Here is an 18,559-nt window from a genome sequence, read left to right on the forward strand (position 1 = left end):
CGGCCGCCCCCTCCTCGCTTTCCTCGACGCCGTGCGGTCAGTACGAGTGACCCTGGCCGTCGAGCGCGTCGATCGTCGCGTGCGACGGGCCGACGCGGGCGCCGAGGTCGGCCGCGACCGATTCCGCGTCACGCAGCACCCTGACCGCGTTCCGCCAGGTCAGCTTGGCCACGTCCTGGTCCGACCAGCCGCGCGTGAGCAGCTCGGCGATCAGGTGCGGGTAGCCCGACACGTCCTCCAGCTCCAGCGGCAGGAAGGCCGTTCCGTCGTAGTCACCGCCGATGCCGACGTGATCGATCCCGGCGACCTCGCGCATGTGGTCGAGGTGGTCGGCGATCGTGGCGACGGTGGCCATCGGGCGCGGGTTGACCGCCTCGAAGTCCGCGTGGATCCGCATGGCCGCCGGAGTGGTGTCCAGGTGGTGCAGACCGTGCTCCCGCATGTTGCGGTCGGCGGCCAGGGTCCACTCCACGGCAGCGGGCAGGACGAACTTCGGCACGAAGGTCGCCATGGCCACACCACCGTTGGCCGCGAGCATCCGCAGGACGTCGTCCGGGATGTTCCTCGGGTGGTCGCAGACCGCCCGGGCGGAGGAGTGCGAGAAGATCACCGGCGCCACGGACGTGGCGAGGGCGTCCCGCATCGTGGTGGCCGCGACGTGCGAGAGGTCGACCAGCATGCCGATGCGGTTCATCTCCCGCACGACCTCGCGGCCGAACTCAGACAGGCCGCCGACGCGCGGGGAGTCCGTCGCCGAGTCCGCCCAGTCGGTGTTGTCGTTGTGCGTCAGCGTCATGTAGCGGACGCCGAGCGTGTGCAGGGCGCGCAGGGTGCCCAGCGAGTTGTTGATGGAGTGGCCGCCCTCGGCACCCATCAGGGAGGCGATGCGGCCCTCGGCACGGGCCTTCTCCATGTCGTCGGCCGTCAGGGCGCGCCGCAGGTCGGCCGGGTAGCGCGCGAGCATCTCCGTGACGACGTCGATCTGCTCCAGCGTGGCACTGACCGCGTCGTCGCCGGCCAGACTCGGCGCGACGTAGACGGACCAGAACTGGGCCCCGACGCCGCCGGCCCGCAGGCGCGGGATGTCGGTGTGCAGGCTGCCGGTCTGGTCGGAGGCGATGTCACGGGCGTCCAGGTCGTAGCCGACCTGTTCACGCAGGGCCCACGGCAGGTCGTTGTGACCGTCGACCACGGGGTGGTCGGCGAGCAGCAGGCGGGCGCGTTCGAGGGTGCCGGGAAGGCTCATGGCGCGCCTACTTCCCGAAACCGAAGGAGTCCGCGCCCTGGGTCTTGGCGCGCAGCCGCTTGCCCTTCTCGGTCGCCTGCTCCTTGAGCTCCTGCTGGAACTCCTTCATCCGCGCGAGCAGTTCGCCGTCGTGGGCGGCCAGGATGCGGGCGGCGAGCAGACCGGCGTTGCGGGCGCCGCCGACGGACACCGTGGCGACGGGGACGCCCGCCGGCATCTGGACGATGGACAGCAGGCTGTCCATGCCGTCGAGGTACTTGAGCGGGACCGGCACGCCGATCACGGGCAGCGGGGTCACCGAGGCGAGCATGCCGGGGAGGTGGGCCGCCCCGCCCGCCCCCGCGATGATCGCCTTGAGACCGCGGTCCGCCGCCTCCTCGCCGTACGCGATCATCTCGTGCGGCATGCGGTGGGCCGAGACGACGTCGACCTCGTAGGGGATCTGGAACTCGTCGAGGGCCTTGGCGGCGGCTTCCATCACGGGCCAGTCGGAGTCCGAGCCCATGACGATCCCGACGACGGGTCCGGAGGCGGTGGCGCTCATTCGGTGATCGTTCCTCGCAGGTAGTCGGCCGCGTGCCGGGCGCGCTCCCGCACGTCCGCCAGATCGTCGCCGTAGGTGTTGACGTGGCCGACCTTGCGGCCCGGCTTCACGTCCTTGCCGTACATGTGGATCTTGAGCTGCGGGTCGCGGGCCATGCAGTGCAGGTACGCCTGGTACATGTCCGGGTAGTCGCCGCCGAGGACGTTGCACATGACCGTCCAGGGGGCGCGCGGGCGCGGGTCGCCGAGCGGGAGGTCGAGGACGGCCCGCACGTGGTTGGCGAACTGCGAGGTGACCGCGCCGTCCTGGGTCCAGTGGCCGGAGTTGTGCGGGCGCATCGCCAGCTCGTTCACGAGGATGCGTCCGTCACGCGTCTCGAAGAGCTCGACCGCGAGGTGGCCCACCACGCCGAGCTCGGCGGCGATGCGCAGCGCGAGCTGCTGGGCCTCGCCCGCGAGGTGCTCGTCCAGATCCGGCGCCGGGGCGATGACGGTGTCGCAGACCCCGTCGACCTGGACGGACTCGACGACCGGGTAGGCGACGGCCTGGCCGTGCGGGGAGCGGACGATGTTGGCCGCCAGCTCCCTGACGAAGTCGACCTTCTCCTCGGCGAGGACGGCGACCCCGGCCCGGAACGGCTCGGCGGCGTCCGCCTCGGAGCGCACCACCCACACGCCCTTGCCGTCGTAACCGCCGCGGACCGTCTTCAGGATGACCGGGAAGCCGCCCACCTCCTCGGCGAAGGCGGCGGCGTCGGCCGCGTCCTCGACGATGCGGTGGCGGGGGCAGGGCGCGCCGATCTCCATGAGCTTCGCGCGCATCACCCCCTTGTCCTGGGCGTGCACCAGGGCGTCGGGGCCGGGGCGTACGGGGATGCCGTCCGCCTCCAGGGCCCGCAGGTGCTCGGTGGGCACCTGCTCGTGATCGAAGGTGATCACGTCGCAGCCGCGCGCGAAGGCGCGCAGCGTCTCCAGGTCGCGATAGTCGCCGACGACGACCTCGCTCACCACCTGGGCCGCAGAGTCCTGAGGGGTGTCGCTGAGAAGCTTGAACTTGAGGCCGAGGGGGATGCCCGCCTCGTGGGTCATACGGGCGAGCTGACCGCCGCCGACCATGCCGACTACAGGGAACGTCACGACTCCAGGGTATCGGGCGTGCGGGAGGTCCCCTCACCCTGACCGGGGACCCCCTGCCCGCAGCGTGTGCCGCCCGCCGGGCGGGAGCCCCCTCGGGCGGGCGGGCCCACGGGCTCACGGGCATCACACGGGAGGGCTGGTTAGCATGGCCCGGTTGACGAAAACGACCGGACGGGGCTGAGCCATCACCATGAGCGAACCGGGCGCACTGCGGACCCGGCTTGAGCTGCTGGCCCGGGAGGTCGCCAAGTTCGGCGCGGTCGGCGCGCTCGGGCTGGTCGTCAACATCGCCGTGTCCAACCTGATCTGGCGCACCACCGACATCCCGGTGGTGCGCGCCGGGCTGATGGGGACGATCGTCGCCATCCTCTTCAACTACGTGGGCTTCCGCTACTGGACCTACCGGGACCGCGACAAGACCGGCCGGACCCGGGAACTGATGCTGTTCCTGCTGTTCAGTGCCGTCGGCGCGGTCATCGAGACGGGCCTGCTCTACACGGCGACGTACGGCTTCGGGTGGAACAGCCCGGTCCAGAGCAACGTCTTCAAGATCCTCGGCATCGGGATCGCCACCCTGTTCCGCTTCTGGTCCTACCGCACCTGGGTGTTCAAGGCGCTGCCCGCCGAGGAGGCCGTGCTCGACACGGACCGGTTTCTGGGGCAGCGGCGGCCCACCGACGAGGTAGCGCCGGGGACCGTGGCCCACTGAGCCACGGCCGGTCGCCCGCGGCCGGGTGCGGCGGTCCGGTCCCGCACCGGCCGCCGGGGCGAAGGCCGGTCAGCGCACCGGCCGTGCCGAATCCCTGCGGGTCGGCGCGACCCGGCTGAGGAAGAGGGCGAAGACCGGGGGCTGCTGCTGGAGCAGTTCGAGCCGCCCCCCGTCGGCCTCGGCGAGGTCACGGGCCACCGCGAGGCCGATGCCGGTGGAGTTGCGGCCGCTGATGGTGCGCTCGAAGATCCGCGCGCCGAGGTCGGCGGGGACGCCGGGCCCCTCGTCGGTCACCTCGACGACGACCTGGTTGCCGGCCACACGCGTGCGCAGGGCGACCGTCCCGCCCCCGTGCATGAGCGAGTTCTCGATCAGGGCGGCGAGCACCTGGGCCACCGCGCCGGGGGTGCCGACCGCGGTCAGTCCGTGCTTGCCCGAGCAGACGACGGCGCGGCCCGCGCTCCGGTAGGCGGGGCGCCACTCCTCGATCTGCTGCTTGACGACCTCGTCGAGGTCGAAGACGACGGCGGAGCCGGTGCGCGGGTCACGCGAATTGGTCAGCAGCCGCTGCACGACGTCCGTGAGGCGCTCGACCTGCGTGAGCGCGATGTTCGCCTCCTCCTTCACCGTGTCCGGGTCGTCGGTGACCGAGATCTCCTCGATGCGCATGGACAGAGCCGTGAGCGGTGTACGGAGCTGATGCGAGGCGTCCGCGGCGAGGCGCCGCTCGGCCGTCAGCATCCGGGCGATGCGTTCCGCCGAGGAGTCGAGGACGTCGGCGACCCGGTCCAGCTCCGTCACCCCGTACCGCTTGTGCCGGGGACGCGGATCACCCGAGCCGAGCCGCTCCGCCGTCTCGGCGAGGTCGATGAGCGGCGAGGTCAGCCGGTTCGCCTGGCGTACGGCGAGGAGCACCGCGGAGACGATGGCGAGCAGGGCCACCGCCCCGATGATCAGCAGGGTCCTGCCGACCTCGCGGGTCACGGCGGAGCGCGACTCCTCGACGGTGACCTTCTCGCCCTGCTCCCCCGTCTCGGTGCTGCGGATGGCACCGCCGCCCGGCCGCTCGCCGACCTCGATCGGGGCGCGGCCCGGGATCTCGACACGGGCGTAGCGGCTGGGGTCCACCTGCTCGGACAGCACTCCGGGGGTGATGCGCTCGGCGCCGAGCAGACGGCTCTCGACGACGCTGATCAGCCGGAAGGCCTCGGAATCGACGCTCTCCTGGGCACTGTTGCTGATGGTGCGGGTCTCGACGATGACGAGGGAGACGCCGAAGACGGCGATCACGACGAGGACCACGGCGAGCGTGGAGTTGATCAGTCGGCGGCGCATGACGTCTCTGTACGTCAGCTCTTCTCGAACCGGAAGCCGACGCCCCGCACGGTGGCGATGTAGCGCGGGTTGGCCGCGTCGTCGCCGAGCTTCTTGCGCAGCCAGGAGATGTGCATGTCGAGGGTCTTGGTCGAGGACCACCAGGTGGTGTCCCAGACCTCCCGCATCAGCTGGTCGCGGGTGACGACCCGGCCGGCGTCCCTGACGAGGACCCGCAGGAGGTCGAACTCCTTCGCGGTGAGCTGGAGTTCCTCCTCACCCATCCACGCGCGGTGGGACTCGACGTCGATCCTGACACCGTGGGTGGCGGGCTGCGGGGCGGGCTCGGTGGCGCCGCGGCGCAGCAGGGCGCGGACCCGGGCGAGGAGCTCGGCGAGCCGGAAGGGCTTGGTGACGTAGTCGTCGGCCCCCGCGTCCAGGCCGACCACGGTGTCGACCTCGTCGGCCCGGGCGGTCAGCACCAGGATCGGCACGGCGTGGCCGTCGGCCCGCAGCCGCCTCGCGACCTCCAGGCCGTCCATGCCGGGCAGCCCCAGATCGAGGACGACCAGGTCGACGCCTCCCTGGAGTCCGGCGTCGAGCGCGGTCGGACCGTCCTCGCGGACCTCGACCTCGTAACCCTCCCGGCGCAGGGCACGGGCCAGTGGCTCCGAGATGGATGCGTCGTCCTCGGCGAGCAGTACACGGGTCATGGGGTGATGGTAGTCCGCGCGGCACCGCCGAGGTGCGGCACCGAACGGCCCCTGGGGGTTGGGGCCACGAATCGGTCATAGACCTTTGAATGTGGGACCTTGGTTCCATCAGAACCTGTGATCCATGTCTCAAGTCCTTTCATATCGTCCTGTGTCATGCCGTATGGTGTCCCAACGCCTGTTGCACCACCGAAGGACCTTTGGGCAGCTTTCAGCACCAAGGGTCGCTTTTGTGTACGGGCCGGTCCCCGCCGGCCCGGATTCAGTGAATGACCTGTGGGCCGGGCCCGGAGCGCGAGGAAGCGCACCGGGTGTGGATCCCGGAGCGGTCTGTCCCCCCACGACTCCGCCCCCGAACTCCTCCACGGAGCGGGCGACCGGATCGGATCCCCTCGAGGCGTCGGGGGGCGGGGCATGTCCGCGACGGTGCCGGCTACCCCCCACCGGGCGCGTACCGCCTTGACGGCGACGCGTCCCGACCAGCAAGGATCGACCATGGCGTCCAGCCTGACGAAGGACTCTGCCAGTACCACCGGTTCGGAGAAGACCTTCTTCGGCCACCCCCGCGGCCTGGCCACCCTCTTCATGACGGAGATGTGGGAGCGCTTCAGCTACTACGGCATGCGCGCCCTTCTCCCGCTCTACCTGATCGCCCCCAACGGGCTTCACATGAACCCCGCCACGGCCACGGCGATCTACTCGGTCTACCTGTCGCTGGTGTACCTGCTCGCCATGCCCGGCGGCTGGTTCGGCGACCGCGTCTGGGGCCCCCGCAAGACCGTCGCCATCGCGGGCGGCGTCATCATGCTCGGCCACCTGACGCTGGCCCTGCCGACCGAGGGCACGTTCTTCGCCGGGCTCGGCCTGGTGGCGATCGGCTCCGGCCTGCTGAAGTCCAACATCTCCACGATGGTCGGCCACCTCTACGACGGCCCGGACGACCCGCGCCGTGACGGTGGCTTCACGATCTTCTACATGGGCATCAACATGGGTGCCTTCGCCGCCCCGCTGATCATCGGCACCGTCGGCGAGAAGGTCAACTGGCACTTCGGCTTCGCCCTGGCGGCCCTCGGCATGGGACTCGGCGTGGCCCAGTTCCTGCTCGGCACCCGTCACCTGGACAAGCGCAGCCTCGTCGTGCCCAAGCCGCTGTCCGCCGACGAGCGCGCCTCCACGCTGCGCAAGTCGATGATCTGGCTGGGCATCGCGGCCGTCTTCTACATCGGCACGGTCGTCACCGGCGTCTACACGCTCAACTGGCTGCTGGTCCCGATCACCGTCGCCGGCCTCGTCATCCCGGTCGTGGTCCTGGCGCGCATCAAGCGCGACAAGGAGCTCAGCACCAGCGAGCAGAAGAAGATGTCCGGCTACATCTGGTTCTTCGTGGCGGCCGCCATCTTCTGGATGATCTACGACCAGGGCGGTTCGACCCTGGCGATCTTCGCCGACACCTCGGCCGAGAACTCCGTCCTCGGCTGGGACTTCCCGGTCTCCTGGTACCAGTCGGTCAACCCGGTCCTGATCATGGCGCTGGCCCCGCTGTTCGCCGCCTTCTGGCTCGCCCTGAACCGGCGCGGCAAGGAGCCGAGCACGGTCGTGAAGTTCAGCTCCGGTCTGGTGCTGGTCGGTGCGTCGTTCTTCCTCTTCCTGGCGCCGCTGACCATCGCGGGCGACGGCCACAAGGCCGCCGCGATGTGGCTGGTCGCGATCTACTTCGTGCAGACCGTCGGTGAGCTGACGCTCTCCCCGGTCGGCCTCTCGGTCACCACGAAGATGGCCCCGGCCAAGTACGCCAGCCAGATGATGGGTGTCTGGTTCCTGGCCGTGACCGCGGGCGACTGCACCACCGGTCTGCTGTCCATCGCGGGAGTCGACCTGAACGGCATGGGGATCGTGGCACTCCAGGCCGCCCTCGCGGTGGCCGCCGGATTCGCGGTCTTCATGTACCGCGGCAAGGTCAAGACCCTCATGGGCGACGTCCGCTGACGTCGGCCCGCCCGGGCACACGACAGGGCCGCCGCACCGATCCGGTGCGGCGGCCCTTGCTCGTGTCCGGGCCATCGTTCCGCGGGGATTCGCCGGGGGGGGGATCCGTTCGGCGGGGATTCGCTCGCGGGGGCCGTCCGTTCGCCGTGTACGGGAGGACGGCCGAGGACTAGGCGGGCGGTGCGGCGAGTTCCGCCCAGACGGTCTTGCCCGGCGCGTCCGGAGTGCGCGTCACACCCCAGTCCAGGCACAGCCGCTGCACGATGAACATGCCGTGCCCGCCCGGCCGGCCGGCCCGGTGCGGGGTACGCGGCGCGGGCTGGCCCGCGCCGCCGTCGACGACCTCGACCCTGAGGGCCTTGGGCGAGTGGCCGAGCCGGAGTTCCTCGGGACCGTCCGCGTGCAGGCAGGCGTTCGTCACGAGCTCGGAGACGACCAGCAGGACGTCCTCGGCGGCGGCCCGCCTGTCCGCGCCCGTCGCCGGCAGCCAGCCCCAGTCGTGGAGCGCCTGCCGGGCGAAGTCACGGGCCGTGGGCACGATGCCGCTGGCGTCCCTCAGCGAGAGCGTGCGCCACTGCCGGTCGGCCGGGGCGGCAGAGGCAGTGGTGCCCGTACCGTCCGGCTCGCGGCCGAGGCCGCCCGGCGGATGCTGCCGGGTGGTGCTCATCAGCGCTTCACCTCACCGATCACCGTGTTGCCACGAACAGATATTGACCAGATACAGAATGTGCGGGCTTCCTGACCCCGACGGGGTCTCTCCTGCCCTGCCGAATGGTGACAACACCCACTTCGCCTACGCCATCAGCGTGACTCGGGCGACAGCCGGGGCCACAGAGATCCGCGCGGGCCATGAGAAGCGGCCGTCTCAGCCGTTCAGAGCGTCTTCGAGCGAGGCGTGCACGGTGAAGACCGCTTCCGCTCCCGTGATCTCGAAGACGCGGGCGACCACGGGCTGCATTCCGGCCAGGTGGACCCCACCGCCGGCGGCCTCGGCCTTGAGGCGCGCGCCGAGCAGCACGTTCAGCCCCGTGGAGTCACAGAAGTCGAGCCGCGTGCAGTCGACCACAAGGCGCGTGCGGCCTTGTTCGATCGCGTTCTCCAGGGGCTCCCTGAGCAGATCGGCGGTGTGGTGATCGAGCTCACCCGCCGGCGTCACGACTTCGCTGCGCCCTTCGGTGCGGACCTCGACATTCAGCCGACCCCGGTTCGCGCTCCCGACCGTCCCGCGGTCCATTGCTGTCCCTCTTCGCCGTCCGTCACTACCCGCGGCACCCACTGTGCGCGGCTTCATCGTGGCTACCCCCGACGTGCGGGGAACATTACGCGTTTCCCTCGCCACACGGTAGTCGAAGAACTCCATAATCCGGACATACGGGCGCATTTGGAGCTTGTCACTCACGGCCTGGACCGGGTAAGGGTAGAGGGACATCACCACCTGGAAACCCGATCGGCTTCGGAGGCGCCGCTTCACCGCACGAACACGTATGGGCATCGGCAGCCATATGCCGAGAACGATGGAGGAGAACCATGTCACCCCGGCTCGACGTATCGCGTACCCGTGACGCGACGTCGGCATGTCCTCAGGGACCGACCGATTCCGACTCCGCTGCAGCGAGCGCCGTACCCGGCCCGCGCACCAGCACCAGCACCAGCACCACCGAGGACGACCGCCCGGTCGAAGGGTTCGAGGACTTCCCCGAGATCCCGCACTACGCCGAGATCGGCGCTGTCGACGCCAGGGCACTGTCCAAGACCCTCTTCGCGCGGCTCGAAGCCCTCGAGGAGGGCACGCACGAGCACGCGTACGTCCGCAACACCCTCGTCGAACTCAACCTCGCCCTGGTCAAGTTCGCCGCCGCCCGGTTCCGCTCCCGCAGCGAGCCGATGGAGGACATCGTCCAGGTCGGCACGATCGGCCTGATCAAGGCGATCGACCGCTTCGAGCTCAGCCGGGGCGTCGAGTTCCCGACGTTCGCGATGCCCACCATCGTGGGCGAGATCAAGCGCTTCTTCCGTGACACCAGTTGGTCCGTGCGCGTCCCGCGCCGGCTCCAGGAACTGCGGCTCGACCTCGCCAAGGCCGGCGACGAACTGGCCCAGAAGCTGGACCGCGCGCCCACGGTCGCCGAACTCGCCGAGCGTCTCGGCATCGGCCGGGACGAGGTCGTCGAGGGCATGGCCGCGAGCAACGCGTACACGGCCAGCTCCCTGGACGCGAAGCACGACGACCACGACGACGGCAGCGAAGGCGCCCTCGCGGACCGCATCGGCTACGAGGACAACGGCCTCGAAGGCATCGTGTACGTCGAGTCCCTCAAGCCGCTCATCGCCTCCCTGCCGTCCCGCGACCGCACGATCCTGTCGCTGCGCTTCGTCGCCAACATGACGCAGTCGGAGATCGGTGAGGAGCTGGGCATCTCCCAGATGCACGTCTCCCGGCTGCTCTCCCGGACCCTCGTCAAGCTCAGGAAGGGCCTGACCATCGACGAGTGACCGCTGCTCCCGTCACCGCGGAACAGCCTTGCGGAAGGACCCGACCCGAAGGACCCGACCCGGTCGACGGGCGGGTCCTTCCGCATGTCCGGCACCGCGCGACCCCCCTCGGGGCCCGCCCCGGGCACCCGTGGGCCCGGCCGGTCAGACCACCCGCCTGCCGCTGCGCCACACCGCGTGGACCAGGGGCACACCGGGCCGGTAGGCGAGATGGACGTGGCTCGGCGCGTCGAGGAGCACGAGGTCGGCGCGGGCACCCGGCGTGATGCGGCCGACATCGGTGCGGCGCAGCGCGGCCGCGCCCCCGGCGGTGGCGGACCACAGCGCCTCGTCGGGCGTCATCCCCATGTCGCGTACGGCGAGTGCGATGCAGAACGGCATGGACGAGGTGAAGGAGGAGCCCGGGTTGCAGTCCGTGGACAGCGCCACGGTGGCGCCCGCGCCGAGGATGCGACGGGCGTCCGGCCAGGCGGCACGGGTCGAGAACTCCGCACCCGGCAGCAGCGTGGCGACCGTGTCGCCCTGCCCCAGCGCTTCGAGGTCGGCGTCGGTCAGGTGCGTGCAGTGGTCCGCGGACGCGGCGCCGAGTTCGACGGCGAGCCGGACCCCGGGGCCGTGGCCGAGCTGGTTGGCGTGGACCCGGGGCTGCAGGCCCTTGGCCAGCCCCGCGGTGAGGACCGTGCGTGCCTGGTCCTCGTCGAAGGCGCCCCGCTCGCAGAAGACGTCGATCCAGCGGGCGTGCGGGGCACAGGCGTCCAGCATCGGGCCGGTGACCAGGTCCACGTAACCGGCGGGGTCGTCGGCGTAGTCGGGGGACACGATGTGGGCGCCGAGGTAGGTGACCTCGTCCGTGTGACGGGCGGCGATGCGCAGGGCGCGGGCCTCGTCCTCGACGGTCAGGCCGTAACCGGACTTGGTCTCGAACGTGGTGGTGCCCTGCCGGAGTGCCTCGGCCAGGTAGCGGGCGACGTTGGCGGACAGCTCCTCGTCGGAGGCGGCGCGGGTGGCGGCCACGGTGGTGCGGATGCCGCCGGCGGAGTAGGCGCGGCCCGACATGCGGGCGTTGAACTCGGCGGTGCGGTCCCCGGCGAAGACCAGATGGGAGTGGGAGTCGACGAAGCCGGGGATCGCGGCCCGGCCCTCGGCGTCGACGGCGTTGTCGGTGGCGGGTGTTCTGCTCGACTCGCCGGTCCACACGACGCGGTCGCCCTCGATGACGACGGCCGCGTCCTGGATCAGGCCCAGGGGGGTCCCGTCGCCGAGGGAGGGGTCGTTGGTGACCAGGTTCGCGATGTGGGTGATGGCGGTCGTCGTGCTCGTCGTCATCCGGAGGCAGCTTTCGTCGTGTTCGCCCGGCGGGACCGCCGGGGAGTCCCGGCCGGGCCGGGTGGTGGACCGGGTGGCCGGGGCCGGGCGCGAGGGGCGCGCCCGGCGGCTCAGCCGTGCAGGGCCGCGACGGCCGAGGCGAGCGCTCCCGGTACGTCGTCGACCAGGGTGTGCCGGCCGTCCCGGACGATGTGCCGCCCCGCCACCACGGTGTGCCGTACGTCCGCTGCGGAGGCGGCGAACACGGCTGTCTCCGCGGCCAGCCGGGGCACCGGCCCCGCCGTCCTGACAGAGTCCAGCGCCACCGTCGCGAGGTCGGCGGGCGCCCCCGGTTCGAGCGTGCCCGCCTCCGGGCGGCCCAGCGCGGCGTGGCCGTCGGCGGACGCCGCCCTGAGCAGGGCGGCCGCCGTCCAGTGGCCGCGCACATGGGTGCGCAGGCGCTCGTCGAGTTCCATCGCCCTGGCCTCCTCGAAGAGGTCGATCACGGCGTGGCTGTCGCTGCCCAGCGACAGCGGGGAGCCCGCCTTCTGGAGGGCGGTGGCGGGTCCGATGCCGTCGGCGAGGTCGCGTTCGGTGGTGGGGCACATGCACGTGCCGGTGCGCGAGGCGCCGAGCAGCACGATGTCCTCGGCCGTCAGGTGCGTGTTGTGGATGCCGGTGGTCCGCGGGCCGAGGACGCCGTGGTCGGCGAGGAGCCGGGTGGGCGTCACGCCGTGTGCCGCGAGGCATGCCTCGTTCTCCGCCGTCTGCTCGGAGAGGTGGACGTGGAGTGGTGCGTCCCGGTCCCGGGCCCACTGCGCGACGGTGGCGAGCTGTCCGGCGGGGACCGCGCGCACCGAGTGGATCGCCGCGCCGATCAGCGCGTGCTCGTCGCCCTTGAGGAGGGAGGCCCGTTCGGCCCACGCGTCGGCCGTCCCGTCGGCGAAGCGCAGCTGGTGACGGCTGGGCTTCTCGCCGAATCCGGCGGCGAGATAGGCCGTGTCGAGCAGGGTGATGCGGATGCCCGCCTCGGCCGCCGCCGCGATCAGTGCCTCGCCCATCGCGTTCGGGTTGTCGTAGGGCGTGCCCCCGGGGGCGTGGTGCAGGTAGTGGAACTCGCCCACAGCGGTGATGCCGGCCAGCACCATCTCCGCGTACGTCGCACGCGCGAGGTCGTAGTAGGTGTCCGGGGTCAGCCGGGCCGCCGTGCGGTACATCGTCTCGCGCCAGGTCCAGAAGGTGCCGGAGCCCACCTGGACCGTGGAGCGCAGGGCGCGGTGGAAGGCGTGCGAGTGGGTGTTGGCCAGTCCGGGGAGGGTCAGCCCGCGGAGCACGGTGGCACCGGGCGGCGGGGCCGCGATGCCCGTGCGCACACCGGCGATGCGCCCGTGGGCGACGTCCAGGAGGACGTCCGGCTCGACGTGGGTGCCGAGCCAGGCGTGCGACAGCCAGTACGTCGCGGTGACCGGTGTGCCCGTCGTCGGTTGCGCCGTCAGCTGCACGCGAGACCCTCCAGTACGTCGGCGAGTGCCCTCACCCCGGCCGCGCAGTCGTCCTCCGCGGCGTGCTCGGCGGGCGAGTGCGAGACCCCGGTGGGGTTCCGTACGAACAGCATGGCGGTCGGCACGGAGGCGGACAAAATACCCGCGTCGTGTCCCGCGCCGGTTCCCAGGACGGGCACGGTCCGTCCCTTCCCGTCCGGACCGCGCTCCCCGAGGATCCGGCCGATCTCGTCGCGCAGCGCGTGCTGGAACTCCACGACCGGGGTGAACGACTCGCGGACGACGTCGAGATCGACACCGGCCCGCTCGGCGTGCTCCCGCGCCGCGCGCTCCACACCGGCGACCACCGCGTCGAGGGTGGCCTGGTCGGCCGCGCGTGAGTCGAGCCAGCCGCGCACGAGCGACGGGATCGCGTTGACCCCGTTGGGCTCGACGGCGACCTTGCCGAAGGTCGCGAGACCTCCGGCGAGTTCGGCCTCGCGCCGGGCCGCCAGGACGGTCTCGGCGTAGGTGAGCATCGGGTCGCGCCGGTCGGCGAGCCGCGTGGTGCCCGCGTGGTTGGCCTCACCCCGGAAGTCGAACCGCCAGCGGCCGTGCGGCCAGATCGCCGAGGCGATGCCGACCGGGTCCCCGCTCAGGTCGAGGGCGCGGCCCTGCTCCACGTGGAGCTCCACGAACGCGCCGATACGGGCGAGGCGTTCCGGGTCGGGCCCGATGGCGTCGGGGTCGTACCCGGCCGCCTCCATGGCCTGCGGGAGGAGGACGCCGTCTCCGTCGCGGAGCCGGTGCGCGTCCCGGCGGGTCAGCTGCCCGGCGGCGAGCCGGGACCCGACGCAGGCGAGCCCGAAGCGGGCGCCCTCCTCGTCACCGAAGTTGGTCACGGCGACGGGCCTGGCGAACTCCACTCCCCTGTGGCGGAGTTCGTCCAGGGCCGCGAACGCGGACACCACACCGAGCGGCCCGTCGAAGGCTCCTCCGTCGGGCACCGAGTCCAGGTGGGACCCGGTGACGACGGCGTCGCCGGCGAGCGGGTCGCCGAGCCATGCCCACTGGTTGCCGTTGCGGTCGGTCTCGTGGACCAGCCCGCGCGACTCCGCCTGGGCGCGGAACCACCCCCGGCACTCCAGGTCGGCTCCGGTCCAGGCGTAGCGGCGGTAGCCGCCGCTCCCGGGGTCCCGCCCGAGGGGCGCGAGGCCGCGCCACATCGCCTGGAACGACTCGCCCTCGCCGGTCCGGGGCGGCGCATCCGCCGCCGGTCCGTTCGCCGAGGGGTCCCCCGGCGCGACCGGGCCGCCGCCCACCGTCCCGGTCACCGGCCGTCGTCCTCCGTCATCGGGACGCGCACGCCCTTGTCCGAGGCGACGGACTCCGCGATGTCGTACCCGGCGTCCACGTGCCGGATGACGCCCATCCCCGGGTCGTTGGTGAGGACGCGCCGGATCTTCTCGCCCGCGAGCTCCGTGCCGTCGGCGACCGTCACCTGTCCCGCGTGGATCGAGCGGCCCATGCCCACACCGCCGCCGTGGTGGAGGGACACCCAGGAGGCGCCCGAGGCCACGTTGACCATGGCGTTCAGCAGCGGCCAGTCGGCGATCGCGTCCGAGCCGTCCAGCATGGCCTCGGTCTCACGGTAGGGGGAGGCGACCGAACCGCAGTCGAGGTGGTCGCGTCCGATGGCCAGCGGCGCGGCGAGTTCACCGCTCGCCACCATGTCGTTGAACCGCTCCCCGGCCTTGTCGCGTTCGCCGTAGCCGAGCCAGCAGATCCGGGCCGGCAGGCCCTGGAAGTGGACGCGCTCACCGGCCATCCTGATCCAGCGGTGCAGCGACTCGTTCTCCGGGAAGAGTTCGAGGAGCGCCTTGTCGGTCTTGTGGATGTCCGACGCCTCGCCCGACAGGGCCGCCCACCGGAAGGGGCCCTTGCCCTCGCAGAAGAGCGGCCGGATGTAGGCGGGCACGAAGCCGGGGAAGTCGAACGCCCGGGCGTAGCCGGCGAGCTGGGCCTCGCCGCGGATCGAGTTGCCGTAGTCGAAGACCTCGGCGCCCGCGTCCATGAAGCCGACCATCGCCTCGACGTGCGCGGCCATGGACTCCCTGGCGCGCCGGGTGAAGTCGGCGGGCTTCTCGGCCGCGTACGAGGCCATGTCGTCGAAGTCCACACCGACGGGGAGGTAGGCGAGCGGGTCGTGTGCGCTGGTCTGGTCGGTGACGATGTCGACGGGGGCGCCCTCGGCAAGCATGCGGGGCAGCAGTTCCGCGGCGTTGCCGAGCAGGCCGATGGAGAGCGGGCGCCGTGCGTCGCGGGCCTCGACGGCCAGCTGGAGCGCGTGGTCGAGGGAGTCGGCCCGGACGTCCAGGAAGCGGTGCTCGATCCGGCGCTCGATGGCGCGCGGGTCGCAGTCGATGACGAGGGCGACACCGTCGTTCATGGTGACGGCCAGCGGCTGGGCGCCGCCCATGCCGCCGAGTCCGGCGGTCAGCGTGATGGTCCCGGCGAGCGTCCCGCCGAACCGCTTGGCGGCGACGGCGGCGAACGTCTCGTACGTGCCCTGGAGGATGCCCTGGGTCCCGATGTAGATCCAGGAGCCGGCGGTCATCTGGCCGTACATCGTCAGCCCGAGGGCCTCCAGGCGGCGGAACTCCTCCCAGTTGGCCCAGTCGCCCACCAGGTTGGAGTTGGCGATCAGGACCCGCGGCGCCCATTCGTGGGTCTGCATGACGCCCACCGGCCGGCCGGACTGGACGAGCATCGTCTCGTCCTGCTTGAGCGTGCGCAGCGTACGGACCATGGCGTCGAAGGACCGCCAGTCGCGGGCGGCCTTGCCGGTGCCGCCGTAGACGACGAGCTTGTCGGGGTGTTCGGCGACCTCGGGGTCGAGGTTGTTCTGCAGCATGCGGAGGGCTGCTTCCTGCTGCCATCCCAGGGCGCTCAGTTCCGTACCGCGCGGTGCCCGTACGGGGCGGGGTCCTGACATGGCAATGCCTCCTCGCGAATGTGACTCACCTATTCACATCCTGGACGTCTGAATAGACCTAGTCAACAAGGCGGGGTGCATCCCGCCCGGCAGCGGACGTACCGCCCCGGCGGCCCGGCGGCCCGCACTGAACGCCCCCATCGATCGGAATCGGTCACCGAGGGGGCAAAAAGCGGTCGACGCGGGAGTCGTGTCGCACCCGGAAGAGGCCCTCCGGACGGCGCCGGCCGACTGCATCCGCCCGGAAAAGGCTGGTCGGGGGACCGTTTCCGACCGAGTGCCAGGTCACCATCTCCCGTCCTTTACACCGGCGTTCGCATGTACCGGTGGAAAATGCCAGAACACCCACCAGCCGCAAGCACGTTGCGTAGCCTCTCCATTACACCCGTACGCCGCGTCGGGAGGGGAGTCCGCGTTGCCCGGAATCGACGAGTGCCTGCTCGAAGTCATGAGGCTGCCCGGTGCCCGGGGCGCCGCAGTGGTCGACTGGACGAGTGGACTCGCGCTCGGCACCATCGGCGAGTCGCCCAACGGCGACCACGAGGCCACCGCCGCCGAGACGGCCGAGGTCGCGCGGATGGCGGCCGAGCAACCGGTCTTCGCCGAGTCGGGCGCGTTCGCCGGCGCGCAGGGGCCGCCGTCCTCCGCGGTCGAGGACGTCATCGTCACCACGGCGCCCGGCTACCACATCCTGCGTTTCGTCGAGACGGCCTTCGACAGCAGCGTCTTCCTCCACCTGTGGCTGGACCGCTCGGAGGGCAACCTCGCCATGGCCCGCATACGGCTGGGCGAGATAGCGGAGCGGCTGGTCCTGGCATGAGACCCACCGCCACAGCGGCGCCCGGCCTCCTCGAACGGGCCACGCCCTCCCCCATGCTCCAGCGGCTCGCGGACGAGCGCGCGACCGGAGCGCTGATGCGCGACCGGGGCACCCTCTACCTCGCCGACGGCCAGGTGGTGCACGCCGAGAGCCCCGCGACGCCCGGCATCGACGTCCTGCTCACCACCGGCGGGGCCCTCCGCTCGGAAGGCTGGTGGGACGCGGTCGAGCAGGCGGGCGCCGGACAACGCGTCGGCCGCTACCTCGTGGACAGCGGTTCCGTGCCGGGCGGCGCCCTGGAGCTCTGCCACCTGGGCGCACTCTACGACGCCGCCTTCTTCGCCCTGGCCCCCACGAACACCCCGGCCCGCTTCCGCTACGGGGTGTCCCACTGGATAGGCCCGGTACGCCCCGTACCCGTGGACGCCGTGCAGCGCGAGACGCTCCGGCGCCGGGAACTCCTGGACCGGATCTGGCCGGACGCACTCACCGACAGCGCCCCGCTGGTCCCCACGACCCACCCGGTCGACGCCCCGGTCCCCCCGCGCCAGCGGCGCGTCCTGGACCTGGTGAACGGCGAACGCACGGCCACGGACATCGCCCAGGAGCTGGGCCGCTCGGCCTTCCACATCCTGATCGACCTGCGACGGCTCGCCGCCGCGGGTCTGGTCGAAGCGGTCCGCGCGGCCGCGAACGCGCCGACAGCCGAACGGATCACGCTGCCGGAGGTCACGAACGACCCCGACGTCGCCCTGTTGCGCCGGCTCAGAGACGCATTGGAGGCCCTGTGATTCGCGCGCTCAGACAGCGTGCCGGGAGGAGACAGCTGATGGTGCCCGAGGCCGAAGTGCAGGATGTCCTCGACGAGCTCCAGCGGTTACGCGCCCGGGTCCCGCTCCTGACCGGCGCACTCGCCGCCAGCACGGACGGCCTCATCGTCGCCCAGGACACCCCGGGCGTGGAGGCCGAGGGCGTCGCGGCGCTGACCGCCGCCGCACTCGGCGTGTCGATCCGGATGACCGACGCCACCGGGCGCGGGGGCTTCCGCGAACTCCTCATCCGCGGCGAGTCCGGCTACATCGCCACCTACGCGGCGGGCGCCTCCGCCGTCCTCACCCTGCTGGCCGAGGACCGCATCAACGTCGGCCGCCTCCACCTGGAGGGCCGCCGGGCCGGCGCGCGCATCGGAGAGATGGTCGACGCCACGCAGGAGCGCGTCGAGCGCCCCGTGCCGCCGCCGCGGCCCCCGCAGTCCCGGGCCCTCCCCCGGCGCCCCACCTCACCACCAGATGCCACGTGACACCCGAAGCACGTCATCGACGGCCCGGCCCGAGCGCCGGCCACGGAAAGGAACCAGCACTATGGCCAACACCGAAGCGTCACTGAAGGATGCGATGGCGTCGATCGAGGGGACCCTCGGTGTCGCACTCGTCGACTACACCAGCGGCATGGCCCTCGGCACCCTCGGGGGTGGCAAGGACTTCAACCTGGACGTCGCCGCGGCGGGGAACACGGACGTCGTACGGGCGAAACTGCGGACCATGGAACACCTGGGCATCAAGGAGGAGATCGAGGACATCCTCATCACCCTGAGCGGTCAGTACCACCTGATCCGCCTGCTCAAGACCCGTGGCAGCAACGGCCTGTTCCTCTACCTCGTGCTGGACTCCAACCGCGCCAACCTCGCGATGGCCCGGCACCAGCTGAAGAAGATCGAGGCCGAACTGGAGGTCTGACCCGCCCGTGCTCAGTGGTGGCGACGCCGCGCCCGGTGGGCGCGGCGTCCCGCCCCCGCCGGGGAACGCCCGGCCGCACGG

General features: G+C 71.7%; 18 protein-coding genes. 7 read left to right on the top strand and 11 right to left on the bottom strand.

All coding sequences use genetic code 11. From position 1 onward, the window contains the following. Positions 1–37: 37 nt before the first annotated feature. Genes OHT61_RS12960 through OHT61_RS12970 form a run of 3 tightly spaced genes read right to left on the bottom strand, consistent with a single transcriptional unit; the run spans position 38 to position 2,926 of the window. A complete protein-coding gene (locus tag OHT61_RS12960) occupies positions 38–1,246 on the bottom strand; it encodes a dipeptidase (protein WP_329037974.1) in 1,209 nt (402 codons plus the stop codon). Between the two features lie 7 nt (positions 1,247–1,253). Further along, on the bottom strand, positions 1,254–1,790 hold the full coding sequence (purE, locus tag OHT61_RS12965) for a 5-(carboxyamino)imidazole ribonucleotide mutase (RefSeq protein WP_329037976.1): 537 nt from the start codon (positions 1,788–1,790) through the stop codon (positions 1,254–1,256). After that, positions 1,787–2,926: a 5-(carboxyamino)imidazole ribonucleotide synthase gene (locus OHT61_RS12970; protein WP_329037978.1), complete on the bottom strand. Its 1,140-nt coding sequence runs from the start codon at positions 2,924–2,926 to the stop codon at positions 1,787–1,789. Before OHT61_RS12970 ends, purE begins: the two co-directional genes overlap by 4 nt. 190 nt (positions 2,927–3,116) lie before the next feature. On the opposite strand from OHT61_RS12970, the gene OHT61_RS12975 reads away from it, so the two are divergent. Beyond that, positions 3,117–3,635 carry a GtrA family protein gene (locus tag OHT61_RS12975; RefSeq protein WP_329037981.1) on the top strand — a complete coding sequence of 173 codons (519 nt, stop codon included), beginning with the start codon at positions 3,117–3,119 and terminating at the stop codon, positions 3,633–3,635. Positions 3,636–3,704: 69 nt separating this feature from the next. On the opposite strand, the gene OHT61_RS12980 is transcribed toward OHT61_RS12975, so the two are convergent. Beyond that, on the bottom strand, positions 3,705–4,970 hold the full coding sequence (locus OHT61_RS12980) for an ATP-binding protein (protein ID WP_329037983.1): 1,266 nt from the start codon (positions 4,968–4,970) through the stop codon (positions 3,705–3,707). Between the two features lie 14 nt (positions 4,971–4,984). Continuing rightward, positions 4,985–5,662, bottom strand: coding sequence for a response regulator transcription factor (locus OHT61_RS12985; RefSeq protein ID WP_267075308.1), 678 nt, complete (start codon positions 5,660–5,662; stop codon positions 4,985–4,987). Positions 5,663–6,157: 495 nt separating this feature from the next. Here OHT61_RS12985 and OHT61_RS12990 point away from each other — a divergent pair, with 495 nt between their 5' ends. Further along, positions 6,158–7,648, top strand: coding sequence for an oligopeptide:H+ symporter (locus OHT61_RS12990; RefSeq protein ID WP_329037985.1), 1,491 nt, complete (start codon positions 6,158–6,160; stop codon positions 7,646–7,648). A gap of 169 nt (positions 7,649–7,817) precedes the next feature. Here OHT61_RS12990 and OHT61_RS12995 read toward each other — a convergent pair whose 3' ends face one another. Together OHT61_RS12995 and OHT61_RS13000 are read right to left on the bottom strand one after the other, a co-directional pair. Continuing rightward, positions 7,818–8,315, bottom strand: a complete 498-nt coding sequence (locus OHT61_RS12995; RefSeq protein ID WP_329037987.1) for an ATP-binding protein — start codon at positions 8,313–8,315, stop codon at positions 7,818–7,820. A gap of 198 nt (positions 8,316–8,513) precedes the next feature. Beyond that, a complete protein-coding gene (locus OHT61_RS13000; RefSeq protein WP_329037989.1) occupies positions 8,514–8,882 on the bottom strand; it encodes an STAS domain-containing protein in 369 nt (122 codons plus the stop codon). A 293-nt stretch (positions 8,883–9,175) separates the two neighbouring features. Here OHT61_RS13000 and OHT61_RS13005 point away from each other — a divergent pair, with 293 nt between their 5' ends. Continuing rightward, the gene (locus OHT61_RS13005; RefSeq protein WP_329037991.1) at positions 9,176–10,141 is read left to right on the top strand and encodes an RNA polymerase sigma factor SigF; all 966 of its coding nucleotides are present in this window, start codon (positions 9,176–9,178) and stop codon (positions 10,139–10,141) included. Between the two features lie 144 nt (positions 10,142–10,285). Here OHT61_RS13005 and hutI read toward each other — a convergent pair whose 3' ends face one another. The 4 genes from hutI to hutU form a co-directional block, all read right to left on the bottom strand. Continuing rightward, complete coding sequence (hutI, locus tag OHT61_RS13010) at positions 10,286–11,467, bottom strand: imidazolonepropionase (protein ID WP_329037992.1); 1,182 nt, start codon at positions 11,465–11,467, stop codon at positions 10,286–10,288. 110 nt (positions 11,468–11,577) lie between these two features. Continuing rightward, the gene (locus OHT61_RS13015) at positions 11,578–12,948 is read right to left on the bottom strand and encodes a formimidoylglutamate deiminase (protein WP_329037995.1); all 1,371 of its coding nucleotides are present in this window, start codon (positions 12,946–12,948) and stop codon (positions 11,578–11,580) included. After that, on the bottom strand, positions 12,939–14,261 hold the full coding sequence (locus OHT61_RS13020) for an allantoate amidohydrolase (RefSeq protein WP_443049423.1): 1,323 nt from the start codon (positions 14,259–14,261) through the stop codon (positions 12,939–12,941). The genes OHT61_RS13015 and OHT61_RS13020 overlap by 10 nt, the downstream gene beginning before the upstream one ends. Further along, positions 14,258–15,922, bottom strand: a complete 1,665-nt coding sequence (hutU, locus tag OHT61_RS13025; protein ID WP_329037996.1) for a urocanate hydratase — start codon at positions 15,920–15,922, stop codon at positions 14,258–14,260. Before hutU ends, OHT61_RS13020 begins: the two co-directional genes overlap by 4 nt. A gap of 415 nt (positions 15,923–16,337) precedes the next feature. Between hutU and OHT61_RS13030 the strand changes: the two genes are divergently transcribed. The 4 genes from OHT61_RS13030 to OHT61_RS13045 all read left to right on the top strand — a co-directional run bounded on the left by OHT61_RS13030 (position 16,338) and on the right by OHT61_RS13045 (position 18,478). Further along, the gene (locus tag OHT61_RS13030) at positions 16,338–16,742 is read left to right on the top strand and encodes a hypothetical protein (protein ID WP_329037998.1); all 405 of its coding nucleotides are present in this window, start codon (positions 16,338–16,340) and stop codon (positions 16,740–16,742) included. After that, positions 16,739–17,533, top strand: a complete 795-nt coding sequence (locus OHT61_RS13035; RefSeq protein WP_329038000.1) for a helix-turn-helix domain-containing protein — start codon at positions 16,739–16,741, stop codon at positions 17,531–17,533. The genes OHT61_RS13030 and OHT61_RS13035 overlap by 4 nt, the downstream gene beginning before the upstream one ends. A 38-nt stretch (positions 17,534–17,571) precedes the next feature. Then, positions 17,572–18,042: a roadblock/LC7 domain-containing protein gene (locus OHT61_RS13040; protein ID WP_329038002.1), complete on the top strand. Its 471-nt coding sequence runs from the start codon at positions 17,572–17,574 to the stop codon at positions 18,040–18,042. 61 nt (positions 18,043–18,103) lie between these two features. Further along, positions 18,104–18,478 (top strand): hypothetical protein, encoded by a 375-nt coding sequence (locus OHT61_RS13045; protein ID WP_329038004.1) that lies wholly within the window; start codon positions 18,104–18,106, stop codon positions 18,476–18,478. The last annotated feature ends 81 nt before the right edge of the window (positions 18,479–18,559 follow it).

Source organism: Streptomyces sp. NBC_00178, from assembly GCF_036206005.1.
Taxonomy (GTDB): Bacteria; Actinomycetota; Actinomycetes; order Streptomycetales; family Streptomycetaceae; genus Streptomyces.